Source organism: Thermoleptolyngbya sp. C42_A2020_037, assembly GCF_015272455.1.
Lineage (GTDB): Bacteria > Cyanobacteriota > Cyanobacteriia > Elainellales > Elainellaceae > Thermoleptolyngbya.
The window spans coordinates 37714-63715 of sequence record NZ_JACYLP010000016.1 but is presented as its reverse complement, the minus strand read 5'-3'; the positions used below and the strand labels follow the sequence as shown (position 1 = coordinate 63715).

At 57.0% G+C, this 26002-nt stretch carries 15 protein-coding genes; 11 read left to right on the top strand and 4 right to left on the bottom strand.

Features of this window, described 5'->3' with window-relative positions; genetic code table 11:
- Nucleotides 1-38: 38 nt before the first annotated feature.
- Nucleotides 39-1997: a hypothetical protein gene (locus tag IGS16_RS04900; protein WP_297083812.1), complete on the bottom strand. Its 1959-nt coding sequence runs from the start codon at nt 1995-1997 to the stop codon at nt 39-41.
- A 945-nt stretch (nt 1998-2942) separates the two neighbouring features.
- On the opposite strand from IGS16_RS04900, the gene psaA reads away from it, so the two are divergent.
- From psaA to IGS16_RS04885, 3 genes are all read left to right on the top strand, one after another.
- Nucleotides 2943-5198 (top strand): photosystem I core protein PsaA, encoded by a 2256-nt coding sequence (gene psaA, locus IGS16_RS04895; RefSeq protein ID WP_172353595.1) that lies wholly within the window; start codon nt 2943-2945, stop codon nt 5196-5198.
- A gap of 205 nt (nt 5199-5403) precedes the next feature.
- Nucleotides 5404-7632, top strand: a complete 2229-nt coding sequence (gene psaB / locus IGS16_RS04890; RefSeq protein ID WP_297083809.1) for a photosystem I core protein PsaB — start codon at nt 5404-5406, stop codon at nt 7630-7632.
- A 361-nt stretch (nt 7633-7993) separates the two neighbouring features.
- Nucleotides 7994-9271, top strand: coding sequence for a PQQ-dependent sugar dehydrogenase (locus IGS16_RS04885; RefSeq protein WP_297083808.1), 1278 nt, complete (start codon nt 7994-7996; stop codon nt 9269-9271).
- Between the two features lie 106 nt (nt 9272-9377).
- Here IGS16_RS04885 and IGS16_RS04880 read toward each other — a convergent pair whose 3' ends face one another.
- Nucleotides 9378-10958, bottom strand: a complete 1581-nt coding sequence (locus tag IGS16_RS04880) for a calcium-binding protein (protein WP_297083806.1) — start codon at nt 10956-10958, stop codon at nt 9378-9380.
- 448 nt (nt 10959-11406) lie between these two features.
- Between IGS16_RS04880 and IGS16_RS04875 the strand changes: the two genes are divergently transcribed.
- Together IGS16_RS04875 and IGS16_RS04870 are read left to right on the top strand one after the other, a co-directional pair.
- Nucleotides 11407-12753, top strand: coding sequence for a glutamine synthetase family protein (locus IGS16_RS04875; RefSeq protein ID WP_297083804.1), 1347 nt, complete (start codon nt 11407-11409; stop codon nt 12751-12753).
- A gap of 207 nt (nt 12754-12960) precedes the next feature.
- A complete protein-coding gene (locus IGS16_RS04870; RefSeq protein WP_297083802.1) occupies nt 12961-16155 on the top strand; it encodes a PAS domain-containing protein in 3195 nt (1064 codons plus the stop codon).
- Here IGS16_RS04870 and IGS16_RS04865 read toward each other — a convergent pair.
- Nucleotides 16100-17869 (bottom strand): glycosyltransferase family 39 protein, encoded by a 1770-nt coding sequence (locus IGS16_RS04865; RefSeq protein WP_297083800.1) that lies wholly within the window; start codon nt 17867-17869, stop codon nt 16100-16102. The two genes, IGS16_RS04870 and IGS16_RS04865, sit on opposite strands and share 56 nt — an antisense overlap.
- A gap of 178 nt (nt 17870-18047) precedes the next feature.
- Here IGS16_RS04865 and IGS16_RS04860 point away from each other — a divergent pair, with 178 nt between their 5' ends.
- Together IGS16_RS04860 and IGS16_RS04855 are read left to right on the top strand one after the other, a co-directional pair.
- Nucleotides 18048-18497, top strand: a complete 450-nt coding sequence (locus tag IGS16_RS04860) for a DUF1810 domain-containing protein (protein ID WP_297083798.1) — start codon at nt 18048-18050, stop codon at nt 18495-18497.
- Nucleotides 18498-18656: 159 nt separating this feature from the next.
- The gene (locus IGS16_RS04855; RefSeq protein ID WP_297083796.1) at nt 18657-19127 is read left to right on the top strand and encodes an HIRAN domain-containing protein; all 471 of its coding nucleotides are present in this window, start codon (nt 18657-18659) and stop codon (nt 19125-19127) included.
- Nucleotides 19128-19180: 53 nt separating this feature from the next.
- Here IGS16_RS04855 and IGS16_RS04850 read toward each other — a convergent pair whose 3' ends face one another.
- Nucleotides 19181-19765, bottom strand: coding sequence for a Uma2 family endonuclease (locus IGS16_RS04850; protein WP_297083794.1), 585 nt, complete (start codon nt 19763-19765; stop codon nt 19181-19183).
- Nucleotides 19766-19837: 72 nt separating this feature from the next.
- Here IGS16_RS04850 and IGS16_RS04845 point away from each other — a divergent pair, with 72 nt between their 5' ends.
- From IGS16_RS04845 to ftsH, 4 genes are all read left to right on the top strand, one after another.
- A complete protein-coding gene (locus IGS16_RS04845) occupies nt 19838-22180 on the top strand; it encodes an ATP-dependent helicase (RefSeq protein WP_297083791.1) in 2343 nt (780 codons plus the stop codon).
- Between the two features lie 22 nt (nt 22181-22202).
- A complete protein-coding gene (gene pdeM / locus IGS16_RS04840) occupies nt 22203-22877 on the top strand; it encodes a ligase-associated DNA damage response endonuclease PdeM (protein ID WP_297083789.1) in 675 nt (224 codons plus the stop codon).
- Nucleotides 22878-23181: 304 nt separating this feature from the next.
- Complete coding sequence (locus IGS16_RS04835; protein ID WP_297083787.1) at nt 23182-23481, top strand: hypothetical protein; 300 nt, start codon at nt 23182-23184, stop codon at nt 23479-23481.
- 498 nt (nt 23482-23979) lie between these two features.
- Nucleotides 23980-25815 (top strand): ATP-dependent zinc metalloprotease FtsH, encoded by a 1836-nt coding sequence (gene ftsH, locus IGS16_RS04830; protein WP_297083786.1) that lies wholly within the window; start codon nt 23980-23982, stop codon nt 25813-25815.
- Nucleotides 25816-26002: the final 187 nt, after the last annotated feature.

The window sequence follows — 26002 nt, the reverse complement described above, 5'->3', positions numbered from 1 at the left end:
TTCATCGTCCTCAGCCGCATTCCAGCCTCTTAGTTTTGTCAGTCAAGCAGCTCCTGCAACTCTTTCACACCCGACTGGAGCGACTCTTGCAAATCTTTTGCGCCCGACTGGAGCGACTCTTGCAGCGCCTCAACCTTGGTGCTGGCTGAAGACTGAAACTCTTTCAGGCGATCGCGCAGGCTGTCCAGATAGCTCTTGGGTTTGGGTCGAGCGGGTCGGCTGACGCGCGGTGTGGGGCTGGGCGCAGGCAACTCCTGCACTTGCTCCTGCACCTGCTCTTCTAGTTCGCGCAGCACAGACGGGGTTGGAGCAGGCTGGGCAGGGGGACTTGGCAACGGCTCTGGGATGACGCTTGGCTCTGGAGTCGGCACGGCGGACACGGGGGACACTCTGGGCGCTGGCTCAGTCGCGCGAGTCGGCGGCGGCGCTTTTGCGGGGGTAGGAGCTGGCGTTTTGCCAGATGGCTCCAAATCCGATGGCTCTCGACTGGACGGCTTTGGCTCCCCTAGCTCTTTCACTGGCTCTTTCACTGGCTCTGGCTGGTTGGGCTGGGGGCTGGGGGTCGCTGCTGGAGGAGCCACGGGTGTCGGTGATGCGGGCACGGTTTCCTGGGCTTTCTTTGCTTTGGGCGATTCGCGAAGCGATCCCTGCGGGAATCGCGCTGGGCGGACAGGCACAGGGCTGGGTTCGGCGGCTGGTGTGGGAGCTAGCACTGGGGTCGGTACTGGGGTCGGCGCTGACTCCACCACGGGTGATGATTGGCGTGGGCTGGGCGAAGGCTCTGGGGCGATCGCCTTGGGAGCGGGGGACACCGCTGGCTCTGGCACGCTGGAATCTGATTTTCGAGGGGATGCCGCTTTCGGGGGTGTCGCCTTGGGTTCCGCCGCCTTGGGTGGTTCAGATTCTGGAGCAGGAGTGGGCGAAGGAGCTGGTTTTGCGGGCGCTGGTACAGGCGCTGGTACGGGCGCGGGTGCGGGCGCGGGTGATTCTTGAACAGGGGGCATCGCAGGCGTTGGCGCGGGCGATTCCTTCACAATGGGCGCGGGCAATGGTTTCGGGGCGGGCTTGTAGTTGGGGTCAACGATGGCGCGGGCTTCGTCCAGGGTCAGGTCGCCGCGCACCAGCTTTGCTAACGGGTCTGTGCCGCCTGGTTCATAGGTGATGACGCGAACGGTATTGTTGAACGCATTGGGAATCGGTTCCCCGTCTTCGTTCAAAAGCTCTAGCTGCACCCAGTTTTTGCCAGGTTTCAGCCCCTTGAGATAGATCGGCTGCCACTGGTCGATCAGGAAGCTCTCGCCGTTGACCGTGGCGCGAATTCGCCAGTCGGGAATGTCGTCGTCTTCGCTGGACTGGGCAATGATGTGCAGCGGCACGTTGGTCAGGAAAAAGTCCAGCATCACGGGTTCTGCGCCGTAGCTGCCGACAGGACGGCTGTAGGTAAGCAGGGGCTGATTGCGGATGGGGCGGTTGTCCGGCGTTTTTGCATAAACGTGGAACGTAACCTGGGCAAAGGCTCCGTCGTTTTTGAAGAGTTCGTGCCAGGGACGAGAGGCGATCGCCCTCACGGTATGCGTCCCCGGCTCCAGATTCTCGAACACAATCGGCTCGGCAGCGTCGTACAGCGCTTTATAGGGCGAGTTGTCCAAAATCACATGGACGTGTGGCCCCAGCCCCAGGGTTTTGTCCTTAAAGATAGGCAAGTCGTTAACCTGCACCTTGACGGAAACTTTGTCATCTTGCAGCACCTCGTCCGGGCGTGGGCTGAGGATTTTGACCTGCGGCTGATAGTTTTCCAAAAATGGGCGCAGGTCTTGCAGCAGGGCTGGCGGTGGCACTTCGGAAATACTGCTGGGACGGGGACTATTGAGACGAGTCGAGGGGCGATCGCCCTTACGGGCAGGCTTTTCACCACAGGCGGCAGATCCCAGCCCTAAGATTGCGATCAAACCCAAGATCACCAGGCATTTGCCCCATTGCCGTATCCGCTGCATCACCACGCGCCTCACTCCTGTGCGATCGCCATTCCAGGGAGGCTAGCCAGCCGTTTAGCTTCAGCGAGCTAGCACGTTCCCTGCAAACAAAATGAATTGAGTCTATCCATAGGGAACTATACCGCTTCCCCTCTCTCCCAGAGCAAATTCCGCTCTGCCTCGCACGCCAAACAACGCGATTCATGTAGCGCCCGGCATAGCGCCTATCGCGCTTCTCGACATCAAACCCCGGAGCATCCGCAGCGAACACCCCGGAAAACCGCAGATGAGAAAGACGCAAACGATCGACAGGGCTGCGCTTATCTCTTGTACGAGAATTTTTGTGGGGATGGGCGATCGCCAGCCACAACAGCATCAAGACAAGATCGAGACAAAATCGAGAATTTTTAATGGCATTAATTCTTGTGTCTTATACCTGCCTCGTCAAAAAACAAAAGCCTTGCCCGTAGAGGAATTGGGCGATTGTATCCGACACGACTCTGAGATTCTTCCGTGCTCTTTCCTCACGACTTTTCTATGCTTAGGATTGGTTTATGATTAACCATTTCGATTTGTAAATATTCGGCCACAAACGGGCCATCTTTTGCGTCCTGCTGTCCGTGAAACGCAGGATCAATCAAAGTTTTCCCATCTTGAATTATTGTTAATAGCCGTGAAACTTGGGCTAAACACAGCACTATAATCTCTAAGAAACCTACCCAGGTCACGTCCTGTCGCCGTTTTGGCCCTTGCCGAGGGCGATCGCGACGTTCCTCCCCCACTTCCCCAACTGCTTGAAAGCGTTGCTGCCAAAGCATTTGCCGTAAAGCGGTTTACACGCTCCCCCTGGGTCTTATATGCCTAGCTATCATCATCGGCGATCGGTGGTGAGCGGGGAGGCTTGCCGCGAAAGCGGCATCTGGGTTTGGATTAATTTTCGTTCCTTGTCTAGAGAGAGGAGAGTCTCTAATGACAACTACCCCACGGGAGCGAGAAGCGAAGGTCAAGGTGACGGTTGACAAAGACCCGGTTCCTACCTCTTTTGAGCTATGGGCCAAGCCGGGACACTTCGACCGCACGTTGGCGAAGGGCCCCAAAACCACCACTTGGATTTGGAACCTTCATGCGGACGCTCACGATTTTGATAGTCATACCAGCGACTTAGAGGATATCTCCCGTAAAATCTTCAGCGCTCACTTTGGTCACCTCGCGGTGATCTTTATCTGGCTGAGCGGGATGTATTTCCACGGCGCTAAGTTTTCAAACTATGAAGCCTGGCTGACCAACCCCACGGGCATCAAGCCTAGTGCTCAGGTGGTCTGGCCAATTGTCGGTCAAGAGATTTTGAATGCAGATGTTGGCGGCGGCTTCCAGGGCATCCAGATCACCTCTGGCTTGTTCCAACTGTGGCGCGCCTCTGGCTTTACCAACAGCTTCCAGCTCTACTGCACCGCCATTGGTGCGCTAGTGATGGCAGGTCTAATGCTGTTTGCAGGCTGGTTCCATTACCACAAGGCCGCTCCCAAACTGGAGTGGTTCCAAAACGTGGAATCCATGATGAACCACCACCTGGCCGGTCTGCTGGGTCTGGGTTCTCTGGGTTGGGCCGGTCACCAAATCCATGTGTCTCTGCCCATTAACCAGTTGCTCGATTCGGGCGTAGCTGTAAAGGATATCCCGCTGCCGCACGAGTTCATCCTGAACTCCAGCCTGATGGCGGATCTGTATCCCAGCTTCTCAAAGGGCTTGACTCCCTTCTTCACCCTCAACTGGGGCGAATATGCCGATTTCCTTACGTTCAAAGGCGGACTGAACCCGGTCACGGGTGGTCTGTGGCTCAGCGATACGGCACATCACCATTTGGCGATCGCCGTTCTGTTCATCATCGCAGGTCACATGTACCGCACTAACTGGGGCATCGGTCACAGCATGAAGGAAATCCTGGAGGGACACAAAGGGCCCTTCACCGGTGAAGGTCACAAAGGTCTTTACGAGATCCTCACGACTTCCTGGCACGCCCAACTGGCCATCAACCTGGCCATGATGGGGTCTCTCTCCATCATCGTGGCGCAGCACATGTATGCAATGCCGCCCTATCCTTACTTGGCAACGGACTACCCCACCCAGCTCTCGCTGTTCACCCACCACATGTGGATTGGCGGCTTCTTGGTGGTGGGTGCAGGCGCTCACGCCGCGATCTTCTTCGTTCGCGATTACGACCCTGCTCAAAACGTCAACAACCTGCTGGATCGGGTGCTGCGTCATCGTGATGCCATCATTTCCCACCTAAACTGGGTTTGTATTTTCCTCGGCTTCCATAGCTTCGGACTCTACATCCACAACGACACCATGCGGGCTTTGGGCCGTCCTCAAGATATGTTCTCGGACACTGCCATCAAGCTCCAGCCCGTATTCGCTCAGTGGGTGCAAGGTCTGCATACGGCTGCTCCTGGAGCTACCGCTCCGAATGCAATCGGCCCTGCCAGCCTCGCCTTTGGCGGAGATCTGGTTGCTGTGGGTGGCAAAGTCGCCATGATGCCGATCGCCCTGGGCACGGCAGACTTCATGGTTCACCACATCCATGCCTTCACTATCCATGTGACGGTGCTGATTCTGCTGAAGGGTGTTCTCTTCTCTCGCAGTTCTCGTCTGATTCCTGACAAAGCCAACCTGGGCTTCCGCTTCCCTTGCGACGGGCCGGGTCGTGGCGGCACCTGCCAGGTGTCGGGTTGGGATCATGTGTTTCTCGGTCTGTTCTGGATGTATAACTCCCTCTCGATTGTGATTTTCCACTTCAGTTGGAAGATGCAGTCGGATGTATGGGGCACGGTCGCACCAGACGGCTCGGTAACGCACATTACGAACGGCAACTTCGCTCAGAGCGCCATCACCATCAACGGTTGGCTGCGCGACTTCCTCTGGGCACAAGCTTCTCAGGTGATTGGCTCCTATGGCTCGGCGCTGTCGGCCTACGGTCTGATCTTCCTGGGTGCCCACTTCATCTGGGCGTTCAGCCTGATGTTCTTGTTCAGCGGTCGCGGCTACTGGCAAGAACTAATCGAATCCATCGTTTGGGCCCACAGCAAGCTTCGGGTTGCTCCGGCGATCCAGCCTCGCGCTCTGAGCATCATTCAGGGTCGTGCGGTTGGGGTGGCTCACTACCTCCTTGGGGGTATCGCGACGACTTGGGCCTTCTTCCTGGCTCGAATTATTGCTGTTGGCTAGGCGCTCTCTGAAGTGCTGACTTCTCTGGACTGCTAGACAAGGACGGTGAATGTTGGGCGCTGAGCAATTGATTGCATTGATTTCCCTAATGAAATCTGATGTGGTTCTGTAGCGAAGTGCCCAAGGTTCTACCGCTTGAGTCGGGTAGACTGGAGGCTAAATAGCAAAACTGCTGATTGTTAACTGAGTCTGTCAATCAGGACTTATGGCAACTAAATTCCCAAAATTCAGCCAGGATTTGGCGCAAGATCCGACCACTCGTCGGATCTGGTATGGGATTGCCACCGCCCACGACTTCGAAAGCCACGATGGCATGACGGAGGAGAATCTTTATCAAAAGATTTTTGCTTCTCACTTCGGTCATTTGGCAATCATCTTTTTGTGGACATCGGGCAACCTCTTCCACGTCGCCTGGCAAGGCAACTTTGAGCAGTGGATTAAAGACCCACTGCATGTAAAACCCATCGCCCATGCGATCTGGGACCCTCATTTCGGTAAAGCAGCCGTCGATGCCTTCACCCAGGGCGGTGCCTCTGGGCCGGTGAACATTGCCTTCTCTGGCGTGTATCACTGGTGGTACACGATCGGGATGCGGACAAACGGCGAACTCTACACGGGCGCGGTCTTTCTGCTGCTGCTAGCTTCAGTCTTCCTGTTTGCGGGCTGGCTGCACCTGCAACCCAAGTTCCGTCCGTCGCTGTCCTGGTTCAAGAATGCTGAGTCTCGGTTGAATCACCACTTGGCTGGTCTGTTTGGTGTCAGCTCTCTGGCGTGGACGGGTCACTTGGTTCACGTGGCGATTCCTGAATCTCGCGGAATTCATGTGGGCTGGGACAACTTCCTATCGGTGAAGCCGCACCCCGCTGGACTGCTGCCCTTCTTTACGGGCAACTGGGGCGTGTATGCGGAAAACCCTGACGGTCTGAACCATGTGTTTAGCACGGGTGAAGGATCGGGTACGGCAATCCTGACGTTTCTGGGTGGTTTCCATCCTCAGACCGAGGCACTGTGGCTGACGGATATCGCGCATCACCACTTGGCGATCGCCGTGATCTTCATCATTGCAGGCCACATGTATCGCACCAACTTCGGCATTGGGCACAGCATCAAAGAAATGCTGAACTCCAAGGCTGGTCTGTTGAGCAAGAGCAGCGAAGGTCAGTTCAACCTGCCCCACCAGGGCTTGTATGAAACGATGAACAACTCGCTGCACTTCCAGCTTGCCTTTGCTCTAGCGGCGCTGGGTGTGATTACCTCTCTGGTGGCGCAGCACATGTATGCCATGCCGCCTTACGCCTTCATTGCGAAGGATCACACGACGATGGCAGCCCTCTATACCCATCACCAGTACATTGCTGGCTTCATCATGGTGGGTGCGTTCGCGCACGGTGCAATCTTCCTGGTGCGGGATTATGACCCCGCTCAGAACAAAGGCAACGTGCTAGATCGGATGCTGCAACACAAAGAAGCGCTGATTTCTCACCTGAGCTGGGTGTCGCTGTTCCTCGGCTTCCACACGCTGGGTCTGTACGTCCACAACGACGTGATGCAGGCTTTCGGCACGCCCGAAAAGCAAATCCTGGTAGAGCCTGTATTCGCACAGTTCGTCCAGGCTTCTTCGGGCAAGGCGCTATACGGTTTCAACGCGCTGCTGTCGAATCCTGACAGCATTGCAGCGACCGCCTGGCCCAATCACGGCAACGTGTGGCTACCGGGCTGGCTGGATGCCATCAACAGCGGCGCAAACTCGCTGTTCCTGACCATTGGCCCTGGCGACTTCCTGGTTCACCATGCGATCGCCCTGGGTCTGCACACCACCACGCTAATCCTAGTGAAAGGCGCATTGGATGCTCGCGGCTCGAAGCTGATGCCCGACAAGAAAGACTTCGGCTATAGCTTCCCCTGCGACGGCCCTGGCCGGGGCGGCACCTGCGATATCTCTGCTTGGGATGCCTTCTATCTCGCTATGTTCTGGATGCTCAACACCATTGGTTGGGTCACCTTCTACTGGCACTGGAAGCATCTGGGCGTGTGGCAAGGCAACGTGGCGCAGTTCAACGAAAGCTCGCCAACGATCATGGGTTGGCTGCGCGATTATCTGTGGCTCAACTCGGCTCAGCTAATCAACGGCTATAACCCCTACGGCATGAATAACCTAGCGGTTTGGGCCTGGATGTTCCTCTTTGGACACTTGGTTTGGGCGACTGGCTTCATGTTCCTGATTAGCTGGCGCGGCTACTGGCAAGAGCTGATCGAAACCATCGTCTGGGCCCATGAGCGCACGCCGCTTGCAAACCTGGTGCGCTGGAAGGACAAGCCCGTGGCGCTGTCAATCGTTCAGGCTCGTCTGGTAGGTCTGGCACACTTCACGGTGGGCTACATCCTGACCTATGCCGCCTTCTTGATCGCCTCAACCTCTAGTCGATTTGGCTAGATTGATGGAGTTCAGGTCATTGAATCCTTAACTGAAAGCCCCCTCGCCATCCGGTGAGGGGCTTTTTGTTTCAGCTAATTTCAAGCGGATTTGAGCGTATCTGAGCTTGTTTGAGCGTACTTTGATCAGCGTCTTTACAAATGCTCTGCACTGGGACAGATCCGGGGCAGGAAAGCCCGTCGTTATAATCAAGCTGTATTGTGTAGGGGGCGATCGCCCTCCACGCAGTCCCCGAAAGCGCCTGACGACCAGGATTTCAGCAGGATGATTTCAGTGGGCTGATTTTTCATGCAGTGATTCGGCAACTCAATGTCCTATGGCGATTCTGAACCCTGACCTCTTGAAAACCCCAGGATATCTCGTGGCTCTCGTTTCCCTAATTGGTTGTGCTGCTTCGCCTCCGGTGCAGCCAGAGATGCCCGAAGCCTCTCCTGCTGCGATCGCCCCCGCCGATCCCCCTTCCGACATTCCGCCTGCCGCATCTAATGCTGAAGCACCTGCTGCGTTTGACGTTGCCTCTGCTGCTAGCGAGGTTGATGCCGCCATTCCGCCTGTCCTCAGCGGGGCGATCGCCCAGCAACCTGGCATCCAGCAAACCATCCTTGCCGAAAATCTGGAGCATCCCTGGGGCATCGCCTGGCTGCCCAACGGCGACATGCTGGTGACCGAACGGCCCGGACGGCTGCGGATCATTCGCAACGGCAGGCTTGACCCAACCCCGATTCCCGGCGTTCCCCCAGTGCTGGCAGTTGGCCAGGGCGGACTGCTGGATATCGCCCTGCATCCCCAGTTTGCTGAAAATCGCTGGGTCTACTTCACCTATGCTCATGGTGCCGTAGATGCCAACCAAACCCGCGTCGCCCGCGCCCAGTTTGACGGTACGCGCCTGACCAATTGGACGGTGCTGTTTGAAGTGAACCGCGCCAAGACGCAGGGGCAACACTTCGGGTCTCGTCTGGCCTGGCTGCCTGACAATACGCTGCTGGTGTCAATTGGTGACGGCGGCAACCCACCGGTGCAGCTTGACGGCGACCTAATCCGCAACCAGGCCCAGAATCTGAATGTGCATCTTGGAAAAATTGTGCGCTTGAATGACGACGGTTCTATCCCCGTCGATAATCCCTTTGTCAATACACCCAACGCTGAACCCAGCATTTGGAGCTATGGACACCGCAATATACAGGGGCTGGCGTTTGACCCAGAAACTCAGCGGGTATGGTCTACAGAACATGGCTCTCGCGGCGGCGATGAGTTGAATCTGATTGCCCCTGGCAAAAACTATGGCTGGCCGGTGGTCACCTTTAGCCGCGAATACTCCGGCGGCGTGATTTCATCAGAACAGTCGCGACCGGGCATGGTTGATCCTCGCCTAGTGTGGACTCCGGCTACGGCTCCGTCGGGGTTGGCGATTTATCGGGGCGATCGCTTCCCAGAGTGGCAAGGGAAACTGTTTGCGGGTGGTCTGGTCTCACAAGATGTACGCCAGATCGAGGTAGATGAGGCAGGGCGAGTTGTCAACGAATCTTCAATTCCTATTGGACAGCGGGTTCGAGACGTGCGCCAGGGCCCGGACGGCTATCTCTACGTCCTCACCGACGCGCCAAACGGCCGCCTGATTCGTCTGGGCGCTTCCCGATGACGAAATTGAAGCGGCTGCAATCTAAAGTGGCTGCGCTTTAGGCAAGTGGCTGCGCTTTAGACAGCCGATATCTACCGATATCTACATCATCACTCCAGCCAAACTCCTACATCACCAGAATGTCAGAGTGACTCAGCGATAGGTTTCTTGGCAGGATCGCAATTTGCACAGCGCCCACGCCATCGCCAGAGCCGTTTGCGTCGTATAGCAAATCTCCGTTCAACGGGTTGTAGATAATTCGGTGGAGGGAAGTTTGGGCTGCCACACCTATGACAAATCGGTTTGCCTGCAACGGCCCAGCGCTTTGGAAATTTTCAAAGTCAGAAGCTGCGATTCGTAGGCGATCTACGCTGGGCGTAAAGTCAGTGATTTGGTCTATGCCCTGTCCGGGTGCATTCAGGTGAAACGTATCTCGACCAGGGCCACCTGTCAGCACATCGTCGCCCGGCCCGCCGACTAGCGTGTCATCGCCTGCACCGCCAATGAGGATATCATTGCCCGCAAGTCCGTGAATTTCTACAGGTGTAGTAAAGCTAGATGCATTTACCAGGTCGTAAGTTTCTCCCAGCCGAATCAGCGGGACATTCATGACCGATTCAAACACTGAAAAGTCGAGATAGTTGGTAAGCGTATCGCGCCCAATGATTGTTCCCCCGTTGCCATCGAACACTTCTACGCCCAGAATCCAGGTTGATGTGGGGAACTGGTAGAAGTTGTTGATTTGCCAGAGGAAGATGTCGGCTCCGGGCGTGTCGTTGCGGATGGTGTCGCTGCCTGCGCCGCCGTAGATTGTGTCGCCATCCAGAGCGCTGCCGTCTGCATAACCCGGCACATTGAACAAAAACAGGTCGTCGCCGTCTTCGCCATAGATTGTATCTGCACCGCTGCTCAGAACAATCGTGTCGTTGCCTGCGCCTGCCCATACCTGGTTCGTATCTGTTGAACCAAAACTGCTGGTGTAGATTAGGTCATCGCCACTGCCAGCGTAAATGTAGTCGTTGCCGCTGTTAGCTTTGATGGTGTAGGCACTATCCATTGCAATGAACAGCGTGTTAACTCCCGGCGTTCCAACCAGGGTTGGCATTTCTGCGATCGCCCTGTCCGAACTTTCCACGGAGCTTGCTATGGAAAAGGTATCAAGGCTCACCATCGCCTCATCTACCGGAGGTATCCACTCATCGAGTTCTGGCATTTCGACATTGGGCGAATCATGAATGCCGGGAACCTCGGGTGAATCGTCAGGTAGGACGGAGGGTGAACTGCCGAAGCTAGATGATGCCCGACCAATGCTAACGGCATCTGTATTGAGCAGCGCGTCGGTGGAAATGGGTACGAGGCGATCGCCCAAGTCCGGGTTACTCGTGTCTTGAATATACAAAGCTGCTATCTCAAAGCCCTCAGCCGCAAAGTTCAGCAGCGACACCAGCTCCAGTCGTCGATTTGTTGGATCGCTGAGGTAAGTCTTTAGAGCGGGCAACTGGCCGCTGTCGAGGATGGTCTGGAGTTGTTCGGATGTAAACACCAAATTAATCCGGTCGATGCCCAAACCACCCCGATAGACGGTTCGCTCTGAGTGTTCAGTAGAGGTGAAAATCGTGTCATTGCCGCTACCCAGGACGATTTCTAGAAAATCGGAGGAGCGGACTGGAGAAAAATTGGCAGATGAAAACGGGGTTTGGCTATCCATAGGAAGCGGGAGTCGAGGGGCAATTTCCGGATGAGAACACAGGGTTAAACGTGAAGTTCAGCAAAAACTGGGCAGCACAAACAGCAGCACAAAATCGCCTGCCATTCAGCAGACCTGATCTTCAAACCAATTCGCACCCTAAAAAGCTTGAGACTTGAAAACTAAAACTCGAAAACTGAGCCTGAAAAATCTAGGCAATCACTTCAACAATGAAACTTTGCTGAAACAGGAAGAAACTTAAAAGAATGTTCCTAAATGCACCCATAGCATGAGTGCGTGGAATTACTGAGATGACTTCCCCTCCTGTATATTAGGGCTGCACTCAGTCTCCTCCACAGGCTTCACAGAGGCTTTATTGAAGCTTTAATCTTGCTTCAATGGAACTCTATGCAGCATTCTCTGCCCCCAAAGTTCAGCAAGGGCGATCGCAACATTGACCACAAACCACATGACCGACTCCGATTGTCTAGCCACTCGACTCACCCAGTACAACACCCGCTTTGTGCGCTTGCTATGGTGCGACAACGGCAACGTCATTCGCGGCAAAGCCTTTCACCGCCAGTTTCTAGACGAACATCGAGACTGGGGAATTGGCATCTCGTTAGCGCAGCAGGCGGTTCCCGTGATGGTGGACGGCGTGGCCGCAGACAGCGGACTGGGGCCGGTGGGCGAAGCGTGGCTGGTGCCCGACTGGAAGACGCTGACCCCCTTGCCCTACGCGCCAGGTCATGCTCGCGTGATGGCCGACATGCAGCTAGGCGAACAGCCCTGGAGCCTGTGTCCGCGTGGCTTCCTGAAGCGAATGCTGGCTCGTCTGGAGCAAGAGGCAGGGCTGCGGGTGATGGCGGCGTTTGAGCCTGAATTTTATCTGCTGCGGCTGGATGAGTCAGGATTGATTCACCCGGCAGATCGCACACCTTTTGCGGCGACTCTGGGGATGGATCTGAACCAAGCGGTCATCGATGACATCACGGACGCGCTAATAGCTCAGGGAATTTGGGTCGAGCGCTATTATCCAGAGTCGGGGCCAGGGCAGCACGAAATTGCCGTCCGCTATGGGGACGCGCTGCGGGCGGCCGACTGGCAGATTGCCTTGCGAGAAACGGTGCGCGGTGTAGCGCTGCGGCACGGGCTGCGGGCTTCGTTTTTGCCCAAGATTTTTGCTGACCAGGCGGGAAGTGGTTGCCACCTGCACTTGAGCCTGTGGCGCGAGGGCGTGAATGTGTTGCCCGATCCAGGACGGACTGGAACCCTGTCGGCGATCGCCCTCCACTTTATCGGCGGCATTTTGCACCATCTCCCCGCCTTGATGGCCCTGACCACACCCAGCACCAATTCTTACCGCCGTCTCCAGCCCCAGAGTTGGAGCGGAGCCTTTCGCGCCTGGGGCATGGACAACCGCGAGGCTGCCGTGCGCGTGCCCAGCAATCCCCACCCGCCCAGCCCGACCCATCTTGAGCTAAAAACCGTAGACGCTTCGGCGAATCCCTATCTGGCGTTGGGGGCGACAATCGCTGCGGGGCTGGATGGCATTCAGCAGCGGCGAGAACCGGGAGAACCTGTCGCCGTAGACCCCGCCACACTGACCGAGGCAGAACGGCAGGCTCGCCAGATTGATCGGCTACCCACCAACCTGGGAGCGGCGATCGCCCAACTCAGCCAGTCCGCCGTGCTGCTGAATGCGCTGGGAGCCGACTTAGCGCAAGCATTTCTGGCGGTGCGCCGCGCCGAGTGGAACGCTCTGGGTAATCTGGAACTAGAGGCAGAAGTGCAGCAGTTGCTAGAGCGATACTAGCGACGCAGCGGTTTCTCGCAGGGTTCGGCTAGAGCATGATTGCATCTTCTAATGTCTTACAGGGACAATCATCGAACAGTATAGCGAGAGCAGACCTGTACCTTACCGAGAATGCTATTGTTTCTAGATAGCCAAGCTCCCAGTTTCCTTCAGGTACAGGTATCCTTCTAGGCTTTTGCAGACTGCTTTCTGAGGCATTCTATACCCGTGAGCGATCGCCCCACTCCCCAAATTCAGCCTTGCGATCTATCCGACTCGCCCACCCCAGCAATCCACGCTTCGGCTGCTCCTGAAGCGACGGCTGTATTCGGCGAACCACAGTCTGTTGCCAGTTCTCTGCCCAAAGATTGTGAACTACACCTTCAGAGGGTTCTCGATGTTTTACCGGTGTGCGTTGCCTATAATGACGCTGAGCAGCGCTACCGTTTTATGAACCGCACCTACGAGGTGTGGATGGAACAGCCGCGAGAAGAACTCTATGGCAAAACAGTACAAGATGTGATTGGCGAAGCAGCCTATCGCGTAGCCGCTCCATTTATCGAGCAGGCCCTACGAGGCAAGTTGGTGCAATATGAAGCCAAACTACCCTACAAGGTTGGCGGATTGCGCCATGTCTCGGTGCTGCTAGTTCCTGATTGGGGGGATCTTCAGCAGGTGCGAGGGTACTACGCGCTGGTAACAGATATCAGCGATCGCAAAGCCTTAGAGCAAACCTCCGAGCAAACAGCGCTGCAACTCCGGGAAGTATTGAACGGTGCCTGCGCCGCTGTCACCAGTTTTCGGCTCTATGCCGATATGACTTGGGTCTACGACTATTGCTCTGCTGGAGACAAAACGCTGTTTGGCTATCCGGCTCAGGACTTCATGAATGATAAGCATCTCTGGATTTCGCGGGTGCTGCCCGACGATCGCCCGCTGGTGTTTGCCCAAATGCGAACCCAACTTCTGCAAGGAAAACCTGCCAACTATGAGTACCGGTTTCGCCATCGCGATGGCTCAATTCGCTGGATCTCTTGCATTGCTTCTAGCTGCTACGAACCGCAGGAAGACTGCTGGCGGGTGACAACCGTTGATTTAGATGTTACCCGCCGCAAGCAGGCCGAAGAAGCCCTTCAGCAAAGCCAAGCCCGCCTAAAAACGGCCCAGGCGGTGGGTCAAATTGGGGATTGGGAGTTTGACGTAGACACCAAGCAAATCACCTGGTCGGAGCAGATGTATGCCATCTATGGGCTAGACCCTGCCCAGGGCACCCCTAAATATCTGGATTTGCTGCAACAGCTCGTCCCGGAGGATCGGTCGCGGCTAGAGGCGGCTATTTCGCAGGCGATCGCCCTGGGGCAACCCTATGTTCTCGATTTGCGACTGTGCCGAGCCGATGGCTCAATTGCCTATCTAGAATCCCGTGCCCAAGTACGGGTCAATGGGGCAGGGCGCGTCGTCAAGCTTTATGGCACGACGCAAGACGTTACTGAGCGCAAACAACTAGAGCTAGAACTCAAGCAGCGATCGCAGCGAGAGCAAATGCTGAATCAGGTGATTCAGGCAATCCGTCGATCGCTGGATTTGCCCACCATTTTTGAAACTGCGGTTCGCGAAACCGCTTCTCTTCTGGGACTCAGCCGCGTGTGGATTGCGAAATATCTGCCCGCCGAGCAGTGCTGGCTGCTTCAGGCAGAATATGTGCCGCCGGGGTCGCCCGTCTCCCAACGACTGCTGGGAGTCCGCATTCCCCACAGGGGCAATCCCATCGGCAGGCAACTGATGCAAGGGGTGTCTGTGCGGCTAGACGACAATCGCCAGGCAGAAGGAGCGGTTAACCAAAAGCTAGCCGCAGAGATCCCCGGTCGTTGGCTGCTGGTGCCGCTGAAAGTCGGAGAAGGCATCTGGGGCAGCCTTAGCCTCTCGCGAGATTTGTCGCTGGCGGGGTGGGAAGACTGGGAGGTCGATGTTGCTCAGTCCGTCGCCGATCAGCTGGCGATCGCCATCCAGCAATCAGAGCTATTTCATCAGGTGCAGTTGCTCAACGCCAACCTGGAAACGCAGGTGCAGCAGCGCACAACCCAGTTGCAGCAAGCCATTGACCTAGAAGCCCGGCTCAAGCGCATCACCGACAAAGTGCGCGATAGCCTAGACGAACGCCAGATTTTGCAAACTGCTGTGACCGAGTTGGGCATCGGGCTGGGAGTGGAGCGGTGTCAGGCAGGCTTGTATGATCTGGCGGCACAGACGTTGACCATCGCCTATGAGTATCGCAGTAGCCCCCAGGCAGCTTCTAGCGAGGGACTCGTGGTGAACTTGGTCGAGCATTCTGAGGTGCATACAGCCGTTCTCGCCGGTCAGTTTGTGCAGGGGTGCTGTCTGGAACCGCTCCCTGTGCTTAGGCTTGTTCATGAGGCTGCTGTGCCGATTGCGTCCTCAAGGGCTGAGCAGCCAATGGCGATGCTAGTTTGCCCGATTCTACACGATCAGCGAGTTTTGGGCAGTTTGTGGCTATTTAAGCCCTGTCAGGAGGCGTTTCGGGAGATGGAGATGCGGCTGGTGCAGCAGGTGGCCAACCAGTGCGCGATCGCCCTCCGCCAGTCGCGGCTCTATCAGAGCGCCCAGCGCCAGGTCGATGAGCTAGCCCGGTTAAATCATCTAAAGGACGACTTTCTGAACACCGTGTCTCACGAACTGCGATCGCCCATGTCCAGTATCAAAATGTCCGCAGAAATGTTGGAGATTTTGCTTCGGCGCAAGGGCGTGTTCGACGACCCGCAAATCAGTCAGTATTTCAAAATTCTGCAAAGTGAGTGCGATCGCGAAACGAGGTTGATCAACGACCTGCTCGACCTGTCGCGCCTTTCTGCCAACACCGAGCCGCTGTTGCTGACCAGTCTGGAGCTTCGATCCTGGATACTGCACGTTGCCGAACCCTTCGTCAGCCGTGCCCGCAGCCAGCAGCAAAACCTGCACTTTCACCTGCCCGCCGAGCCGCTGATCGTCACCACCGATTTTTCCTACCTGGAGCAAGTTTTTACAGAACTGCTTCAAAATGCCTGCAAGTACACGCCCACCAACGAGACGATCTGCGTTTCTGCCCGCCTCGAAGATTTAGAAGATAACGAAACGGAGAGCGCCCAGCTTCCCCACCCTGCGTCTCCCCACTACGCCATCCACATCACCAACACGGGCATCACGATTCCCGAAGCAGAGCGCGATCGCATCTTTGAGAAGTTCTACCGCATCCCCAACAGCGACCCCTGGAAGCATGGCGGCACAGGACTGGGGTTGGCGCTGGCGCGACGACGAGCTGAGCAAATTCACGGCAGCTTGTCGGTATCGGGCGATCGCCACTCCACCACCTTTACCATCCGCCTGCCGCTGCTGCCGCCGGATCTGAGCGCGGAGGCAGAGGAGTAGGGGCACGGGAGACACGCCCTACCCCCGCTTGACAAACGTAGCCCTGGTAGGGATAGTTGGCGGCGTGGTGGGTTTCGTCGGGGGCGATCGCGCATCGTATCCGGCGGGGACGGCTTCCGGGCGGGCGACGCAGCCACACTTGCACCGGAAAGCTCTGTTTGGGCATTTGCGAAGACCCGACCACCCAGAGATTCAGCGGTAATTCCTGGGGCTGGGGCATATTTGCCAGGGACTCCCAAAATGCCGCGTCTCGCGCAGGCTGTGCCAAAAAGCCGAGGCGAATCGGCGTGGTGGAATGATCTTGCAGGGCGCGGCGGCGAATTTCTAGCCCAAAGCTGAGTCCGAGGGCAATTTCCTGGGTGCTGGGGGCGCTGACGACGATGTGGGTGGGCGTGGTGGGGTCGTCGGAATATATCTCGCTGGCGGCCTTCAGCGGGTTGAAGCTTTTGTAGAACCCCAGTCCACTGGCGACGACCAGGCTGCTGACGATGCCGACTGCCAGGGCGATCGCCCACACCCGCTTCGGATTCATCCCCTTTGGCAAATGCGCCAGCAGCAGCCCCACCAGCGCACACACCGCCGGAAAGTAGACAAAGTTATAGCGCGGAGCCAGGGTGATGTCTTTGTTGAGTCCGTAGACGATGACCGCAAACTCCAGCAGCACCAGCCCCAGAAACCCCACCAGCAAGGTCAACGCAGGCTGCTGCGGCGTTTTGCCCCAGAGGGTTCGCCCGCTGCGCCACAATAGTCGCCCCAGCCACGCGGCATAGCCCAGCATAAACAGCGCCGACGGAATAGCGATCGCCCTGGGCTGTTTTTCCGCAGGCATCATCACCGCCATCAGCACCCAGCCGACCGCCGTTTGCAGCAGCGGCGAGAGTCTTCCCAAAATGCCGTCTGCCAGCCCCAGCCACTCGGTTTCCGGGCGGTTCATATGCTCCCAGAAAATCGGCAGCCAGGGCAGATACATCAGGACAACGGCGGCGATCGCCAGCCCCAGCGCCCCCCAGCCCCAGCGCGAAATTTGCCCCCGATTGAGCAGCATCCAGCCCAGCAGCGCCCCCCCCTGCGCCGCCAGTGCCAGCAGGCAAAAATAGTGAACGTAGAGTCCCAGTCCGGCGATCGCCGCCCAGCCCAGCCACACCCACGGGCGAAACCGATGCCGCTGCAAGTCTTGCTGCATTTGCACCAGCCCCAGCAGCCCCAGCGTGATCAGCAGCACAGGCAGTGTATAGTGCCGCGCCTCTTGTGAGAGATAAACCCCAAACGGCGACACCGCCATCGCTGCTGCCCCCGCCAGCCCCGCCGCAGTCGAAAAGGCGACCCGATTGAGTGCATACACAGCGGCGATCGCCCCCACCCCAAACAGCGCCGGCAGCGCCCGCAGCGCCCAGACCCAGTGCTCGCCCGGCCGCAGCGCCTCCATCCAGCCATACATCAGGCAAAAAAACAGCGGCGGATGGGGCGAGGTGGCGATCAGCCGCTGCGTGATGTCTGTGCAACTTAGCCCCGGCTGCACGGTGAACAACTCATCCAGATACGACAGCGGGAAGAACTGCCCGACCGGGATTTCGTCATAGCGACGACCCATCGCGGCGATCGCCGTAATCACCTCATCCAGCCACATCGGCTTCAAGTCCAGCCCCCAAAACCGCAGCCCCAGCCCCAACAGCAGCAGGAAAGCAAGGATCAGAGGCGGGCGGTGAAGTTTCATGGCAAGTCATCACAAGGCTTGGGCACGGTCTTTGGAAAGCCCGTTCGCTGGCTGAGGTTAAGTCTTTTGGAAAATCTTTTGAAGACGATCCCATAACGAGAGCTGAAAGTCTTACATCGCCTCAGCTTGGCAATCTAAAATCGGCAATCTAAAATCTAAAATCCGCATATCGTGAATTATGGCAGAGCAAGACGACCTCTATGACCTGAATCGCTTCCTGAAAGCGCAAGCGTCTGACTATGCGCGGGCGCTGGCGGAAATTCGGCAGGGCAAAAAGCGATCGCACTGGATGTGGTACATCTTCCCGCAATATGCAGGGCTGGGCTTCAGCGCCACGTCTCAGCACTACGCCATCAAAAGCCTCGCCGAGGCCGAGGCATACCTGCAACATCCCATTTTGGGCGCTCGGTTGATCGAGTGCGCCGAGGCAGCGCTTCAGGTAAACGGGCGATCAGCTTACGAGATTTTTGGCTCACCCGATGACCTGAAGCTGCGCTCCTGCGCCACGCTGTTTGCCCAGGTATCGCCCGCTGGTTCGGTGTTTCACCAACTGCTCGACCAATATTTTCAGGGCGAACCGGATGCCAAAACGCTGAAACTAATTGAATTGAGGAATGAGGAATATTGAATTGAGAAGCTAATTGAATAATTGAATAGTTGGTATATTCCCTGCCAAAGCTATTTAGCCAGAACCATCACGACTTAGCCAGCGTTAATAGCCAATGTAATTGACAACACAATGAATCTGAATGGGTTTGGATGAATCTAAACGGATCTGGCAATAATTATGGACAGACAGAAACTTGAGCTAGTATTGTCATGGTTTGCCCCTACCCAGGGAACTCCGAATTCCGGTCTTCGCTATCTTACCCAAGCTGACCTTAATCGGATATTGTCGTGGTTTGCTCCTGCGAAAGGGGTATCTTCTCCTTCAAGTGCTGACTCTAACGGCACCATCAAGTTGGTTCAAACTGTGTTTGTCGCTGGTTTTCAATACTACGATGGTAAAAAAGTATGGAAAAACTTGGCTGTCGGAGATGCCGTGCGGCTTGTCCGTGAGCCTGACAACAAGCATGACGAATATGCGATCGAGGTTTACTGGCAAGACCGGAAATTGGGCTATGTGCCTCGTGTTGCAAACAGAACCCTGGCGCAAATGCTAGATCGCGGCGAAACGCTGACTGCCCAAATTGCCAATCGAAAATCTGCTGATGATCCTTGGGAAAGGCTGGAAATCGAAATCGGGTTGATCACCTGAGAAGCTGCTTGATAAAGCAATCCAACTACCTTCTTTCTTACTTTTATTTCCATCTAGCTTGAAGGTGGAATGCTCTCGAAAATTACATCTTCATAGAGCAGGGCGATCGCCCCTTGCCAGTCGATGCTGGTGAGTTCGAGGGTGTCTTCGGCGGCAAAAGATTGCAGTTCCCACTGCGTTTCTGAAAGGCGACGGAAGCGATCGACACTAATTTGCGTAGCATCAATCAAGACATATTCTTGCAGCGTCGAAAGCTGGCGATAGCGACGAAACTTTTCGCCCCGATCGAAGGCTTCGGTCGTGGGAGACAGCACTTCTACAATTAGGCAGGGATGTTGAATGAGGTTCACCGCTGGGCGATCGCGCTCATCGCAACTCACCATTACATCGGGATAGAAATACGCCCCACGCTCAGACACCTGCACTTTTACATCTGACATAAACACGCGACAGCCCTTGCCCCGCAAAAATGCTTTCAACGTGGAGGCTAAATTCAGCGCAATCAAATTATGGGCAATCGTGCCGCTCGTCATGGCGAACACTTCCCCATCGAGATATTCGTGCTTGATGTCCTGCATGGCTTCCCAATCTAAATACTCTTGGGGAGAACGGCGGTGAAATTGGGGTTCTGCGCTCATGGCGGCAGTTCTCGCAATGCAGCGCTTTCGTTTAGCATAGCGAATTGGGTTTCAGGCGCTACGCTATAAGGCATGGTGCTTTCTGTAGAACTACAAACGCTAGAGACGAAGCTAGAAGCCCTGCGCGATCGCCTGCGACCGGGGCAGCAGCGCATGGCCGACTGGACGGGCGGGCCGCTAGCGGTGTCGGCAGTGCCGGGGTCTGGAAAATCGACGGGCATGGCGATCGCCACGGCGATTCTCCTAGGACGGCGCTATCAGAACGCATTGCGTGACCGTACCCTACCCAGCCGCCAGATTTTTCTCGTCACCTTCACGCGCTCGGCGGCAGCAAACCTGCGGGCAAAAATCCGCGAGTTGCTGAAAGAATTGGGACTGCCCACCACCGGATTTTCAGTCTACACGCTGCACGGGCTAGCGCTGAACATTGCCAGCCGCCACCCCGATTTGTCCGAACTTGACCTGACGCGGCTGACGCTGATCACGCCGGAGCGGGGCAGTCGGCTGATCAAAACCGCCGTGGAGCAGTGGAGCGCCGCCCATCCCGACCTCTATCGTCAGCTATTGGAAGGGCAACAGGCCGATGGCGAAGAAACCGAGCGACTGCGGCGGCGATCGGTGCTGGGCACGGAGATTTTGCCGAATCTGGCGAACACCGCGATTCACGAAGCCAAAAGTTCGGGTTTGAGTCCTGACGACGTGAGAGCGATCGCCCAAAGCGCCGACTTTTCTCCGTCCTACATTACCGAAGACGGCATTAACCTCCTGCCCAATGACATTGCCCTGCAAGTCGCCGCCGGACTCTACGAACAGTACGAAACCCTGCTCCATCAGCGCAGCTTCCTGGATTACGACGACATGATCCTCGCTGCCCTGCGCGTCTTGCAAAACGACGAAGCGCGGCAATCCTGGCAGCAGCAGGTCTACGCCGTGTTTGAAGACGAAGCCCAGGATTCCTCGCCCTTGCAAACGCGCCTGCTGGAACTGCTTGCCGCCGATCCCCACACAGGACAACCCAACCTCGTCCGCGTTGGCGATCCCAACCAGGCCATCAACTCCACCTTCACCCCTGCTGACCCTCTGTTTTTCCGCGAATTTTGCGCCCAGTGCCAGCAGCAGGGCCGCCTTGCCGAAATGGATCAGGCTGGCCGCAGCACGCAGCCCGTCATCGATGCCGCCAATTTCCTGGTGCAGTGGGTCAACAACGCACCCGATCGCCCCCTTGCTGCAAGCCCCCTCCCCTTTCGCCTCCAGGCGATCCGTCCCGTGCCCCCCGGCGACCCGCAGGCCGACAGCAATCCGCCGCCAGAGGGCGAAGGCGTGGAGATCCGCTTTCCGCCGGATATCTACCGCAGCGTGGATTTGATTGCTCAGCGGGTGGCGGAACTGTTTGCCAGAGAGCCAGAGGCGCGGGCGGCGGTGCTGGTGCGCGAGAATCGCATGGGGCGCTTTGTGGCAAACGTCTTGCGAAATCCGACGGACTATAAGCTGGGTGCGGATTTGGGGGCGCTGGGCATTGCGGTGTATGAGGTGGGAGAGCGCGATCGCCATTCCCACGTCCCCGGCGAAATTTTGACCCTGCTGCAATTTTGCGATCGCCCCCACTCGCCCGACAACCTGAAAGCCGCGCTGCGGGTGCTGGCCGATCGGCAGCTCATCCCGCCGCAAGATCTCGACGCGCTCAGCAGCCAGCCGGAAGATTTTCTCTATCCCGGCCCGCTGGAAACAGCCCAGCCCGATCCGGTCGTGCAGGCGCGGCGCTATTGTGCCGGATTGCTGCGGGCGCGGGTAGAATTGCCCCAGTTTCAACTGATTCCGTTTCTGGCGCTGACGCTGAACTATGACCAGACAGAACTCGCCACGGCCGACAAGCTCGCCGCCCGCATTGCCCAGCAAACCGCCAGTGAGCCATCGCTGCAATTCACGCTGGAGGTGCTGAGCGAAATTGTTCAATCCGAGCGGTTTGAGCCTGTGGAAACGGAGGACATCGACACGCGCTACGTCCGCCCTAAGCAACTCACCATCATCACCATGCACAAGGCGAAGGGACTGGACTGGGACTTTGTGTTTCTGCCGTTTTTGCAGCAGCAGACAATTCCCGGCAAAGCCTGGGTGCCGCCCGCCCAGCAGTTTTTGGGCGAGTTTGACCTGGCAGAAGTGGCCCGCGCCCAGATTCGCGCCCACGTTCACCAGTCCCCCCTGCCCGACATCGACACCGCCTGGCAGCAGGCGCAGCAGCTTAAAATTGCGGAAGAGTATCGCCTGCTGTATGTCGCCATGACCCGCGCCCGCCGCTTGCTGTGGATGGCCGCCGAACGACAGGCTCCCTTTAGCTGGGCGAATCCGTCGAATTTGCAGGCCCAACAGCCCACGCCTGTTCTGAATGCGCTCATGCAAACTCTGGGGCGTTCGTAAATTCTGCATATCATCCTTCGCCATGCATGAAATCTCTGTTCTCAATCAGCGCCTCCAGCTTTTGCCAGACAAGGCCGTGTATGTTCCTGATTTGGATTTGCTGCTGGTTGCAGACGTGCATTTGGGAAAATCCGAAGCGTTCCAATCGCTGGGCGTGCCGATTCCCAATCGTGTGAATCAGGATACGCTGGAACGACTCAATACCCTGTGCGATCGCCTCTCACCCAAAACGCTCTGTGTCCTGGGGGACCTGTTCCACTCACCACGCGGACTGGATGACGCAATTCTGCAATCCTGGATTCACTTCACTGAGACGTGCGGTGTGACAGTGCAAGTGATCTTGGGCAATCACGATCGGGCGATCGCCTCTTTGCTAGATTCATTTGAAATCTCGTTCCACACCCGCCCCATCGAATATCCTGGACTCGTTCTCAGTCACGAACCTGCTGACATTCCTGACTGCGTGAATCTTTGTGGACATATTCATCCCTGTTTGCGGCTCAAGACTCGACTCGACACGCTCCGACTGCCGTGCTTCTTGCTGGAACCGCCCCATCGGCTGATCCTGCCGTCCTTCGGCGGCTTCACGGGCGGCTATGAGGTGCGGCTAAAACCAGGGGCGATCGCCTATGGGGTGGCAGAAGATACAGTCGTCCCGTTTTCAGGAAACTCGCAGGCGGGGCAGCGCAGAATCTAAACTTTCTAAACTCAAACTTTCTAAGTTTTTCTTGCAAGATACAAACACATCGACTACAATCGTCCATCAAGCTGTGAATGACCCCAAGTCAGTGCGGCTTACCTTTCCCCCGAAATTTTGGTCGTTTAGTCATCCACGGCGCTGGCAGGTGTTCGCAGCACCCACCAACGCCTGACCCCTCGACAGCTACAGCCTGTCTCAGGGCTGCGTCCATTGTAGGCCGCCCTGTCCCAGTGCTTCACCTCCGGGGGCGGCCAACATTTCGGGGTTTCCTACCCCACTCGTTTCCTGGAGGAAACCCCAAATGCTGACAATTCAATACACCTGGTCGTCCCCACGCTCGGAGGCGACCCAGTTTTCGCTGCCCCCGCTCACCTGCGAACTGCCGCGCCGTCGCCGCCTGCGCCACTACATCATCGGCCTGCCCGAAGACGCGCAACTGGCCATCGACCGGCTGCACCTGCTCCGCTACGCCGAACGCTTCGAGTGGACTCGCGCCCTCGAATTTCCGCCCAACGGCATCGTCCTCAACGCCGAGCAACCCGGCGAAGTGCTGCGCTGCCTGCACCGTGAAGTCCGGAGCAATCCTGGCACGAATGAGTAAGAACAGATAAGGGCGATTTTGGGTTTTGGATTTTGGCGGTTCAGGTTGCCTATCCAAAATCCAAAATCCGTTAGTGTCCCGATTGATTCGCCATCCTCAAAATGACTGATCAAGCGTGACCACGCTACAGCATTTTCTTGCGGGGTGAGGCACATGCTGCCCTCACGAGGCAAGGGCTTATTGACCATCCGTGTGCCTCACTAGCTTCAAAAACGCTGTATAAGAATTTCAGAAATCGCCAGATCGAGGTAGTAGGAGACTCCTTCCGCGATAACCTTTGCTGAATATAGATACGGGAAAACCGGATATTAGAGTCGTAGCAACCGTAATTTCCTAAGCTGAAGGGTGGAGAACCCGCATCATTTAGGTGAGGTTTTCGACGCTCTGACTAGGGGCGATCGCCCTGAAAATCAGGGATGTGAAAAGTGCGATGTAATTCTGCAATGTGAATTATGCGATCGCCTTTTTCATGCTTGTTGCATTCAGGACTTACTGCCGATGAAACCGGATTCTCGTTCCCTTTCGACCTACAGCACCTTTCTCGATCAGGTGAAATCATCCCAGGTGCAGCGGGTTGTAATTAAGCGCGATCGCATTGATTACTCGCTGAAACCAGAGTTTGGCGGAGAGCAGTTCTACACCCTTCCCAACGGCCCGACCGACACGCTGCCGGGTCTGCTGCGTCGCCACGGCGTACCCTTTACCAAGCTTGATGACAACGGCGACACCTCTGGGCTAGTGGCAGGTATCTTACTTTCCACCGGGATGCTGGTGGGGATGTTTGCCTGGCTGGCAAGGCTAAATCAGGCGGGGGGTGGCTCCAACAACAGCACCCCTAGCAACAGTTTTGGGACTGGTTTTGGCAATCACTTTGGCGGCGGCTTTGGCGGGCTGGGCGTGGGCATGGGCATGGGCAAGAGCAACGCCCGCGTCTATAACCAGGCGGGTAAAGGTAAGGTTACCTTTGCTGATGTAGCTGGCGTAGACGAGTCAAAGCAAGAACTGCAAGAGATTGTGGACTTTTTGGCGAATGGCGAGAAGTATCGCCGCATTGGGGCGAAGATTCCCAAGGGCGTGCTGCTGGTGGGCCCGCCGGGGACGGGCAAGACGCTGCTGGCCAAGGCGATCGCCGGAGAAGCGGGTGTCCCCTTCATCAGCATGTCTGGCTCGGAGTTTGTGGAAGTGTTCGTCGGCGTGGGCGCGTCTCGTGTGCGGGATCTGTTCAACCGCGCCAAGCGGCAGGCTCCTTGCATCGTGTTCATTGACGAACTGGATGCCATCGGCAAAACCCGCAGCGCCAACCCCGTCGGCGGCAACGACGAGCGCGACCAGACGCTGAACCAATTGCTGACAGAAATGGACGGCTTCGACGGCAACGACGGCGTGATTGTGATTGCCGCCACCAACCGCCCCGAAATTCTCGACCCGGCGCTGCGTCGCCCCGGCCGCTTCGATCGGCAAGTGCTGGTGGATCGTCCAGACAAGAGCGGCCGTCTGCAAATCCTCAAGGTTCACGCCCGCCCGGTGAAGCTGGGAGAGGATGTGGATCTGGAGGCGATCGCCGCGCAAACGGCGGGCTTCTCCGGTGCTGATCTGGCCAACCTGGTCAATGAAGCGGCGCTGATGGCCGCCCGCAACAATCGCCAGGCCGTGCTGATGGCGGATGTCAACGAAGCCATTGAGCGGGTGATTGCGGGGCTGGAGAAGCGCTCTCGCGTGCTGACCCCGCTGGAGCGGAAAACCGTCGCCTATCATGAAGTGGGCCATGCCTTGGTGGGAGCGCTGATGCCTGGAAACACCAAGGTTTCCAAGATCTCCATCGTGCCGCGTGGCATGGGGGCGCTAGGTTACACAATGCAAACGCCGGAGAGCGATCGCTTCTTGCTGCTGGAGGATGAACTGCGCGGCCAGTTGGCGACGCTGCTAGGCGGGCGCTCTGCGGAAGAAATCGTCTTTGGCAAGGTGTCTACCGGAGCCAGCGACGACATCCAGCGGGCCACCGACCTGGCCGAACGCGCCATTACCCAGTACGGCATGAGCGAAACCCTCGGCCCGATCGCCTTTGACAAAAACCAGGCGCAGTTCCTCGATGGGGGCAGCACCCGCCGCGCCATCAGCCCGGAGGTGGCCGCCGAAATCGATCGCCAGGTCAAGCAAACACTGGATAAGGCCCACGACATGGCGCTAGACATCCTCCGCCTCAACCGCGACCTGCTGGAGTCTGCCACCCAAACCCTGCTCAAAGAGGAGGTGCTGGAAGGCAACACGCTGGCGGCGATTCTCGCCCAGGTGAAAGCTCCCGAAGGCCTGCAAGCCTGGCTGACCCAGGGCTAAGCCTCGTTCAGGTTCCGATTCAACATGAAAGGCGCAAAGGTATCTAGTAGGTATCTCTGCGCCTTTTGTTCTAATCAAGAATCACAGACATCGCAGCGTTGGCGCTATGCAAGAAAAGGCGGAGCAGGCAAGGCCCACCCCGCTTGAGGAGCTAATGAACTTGGTTTGATAGTGCCGCCAGTCTGGT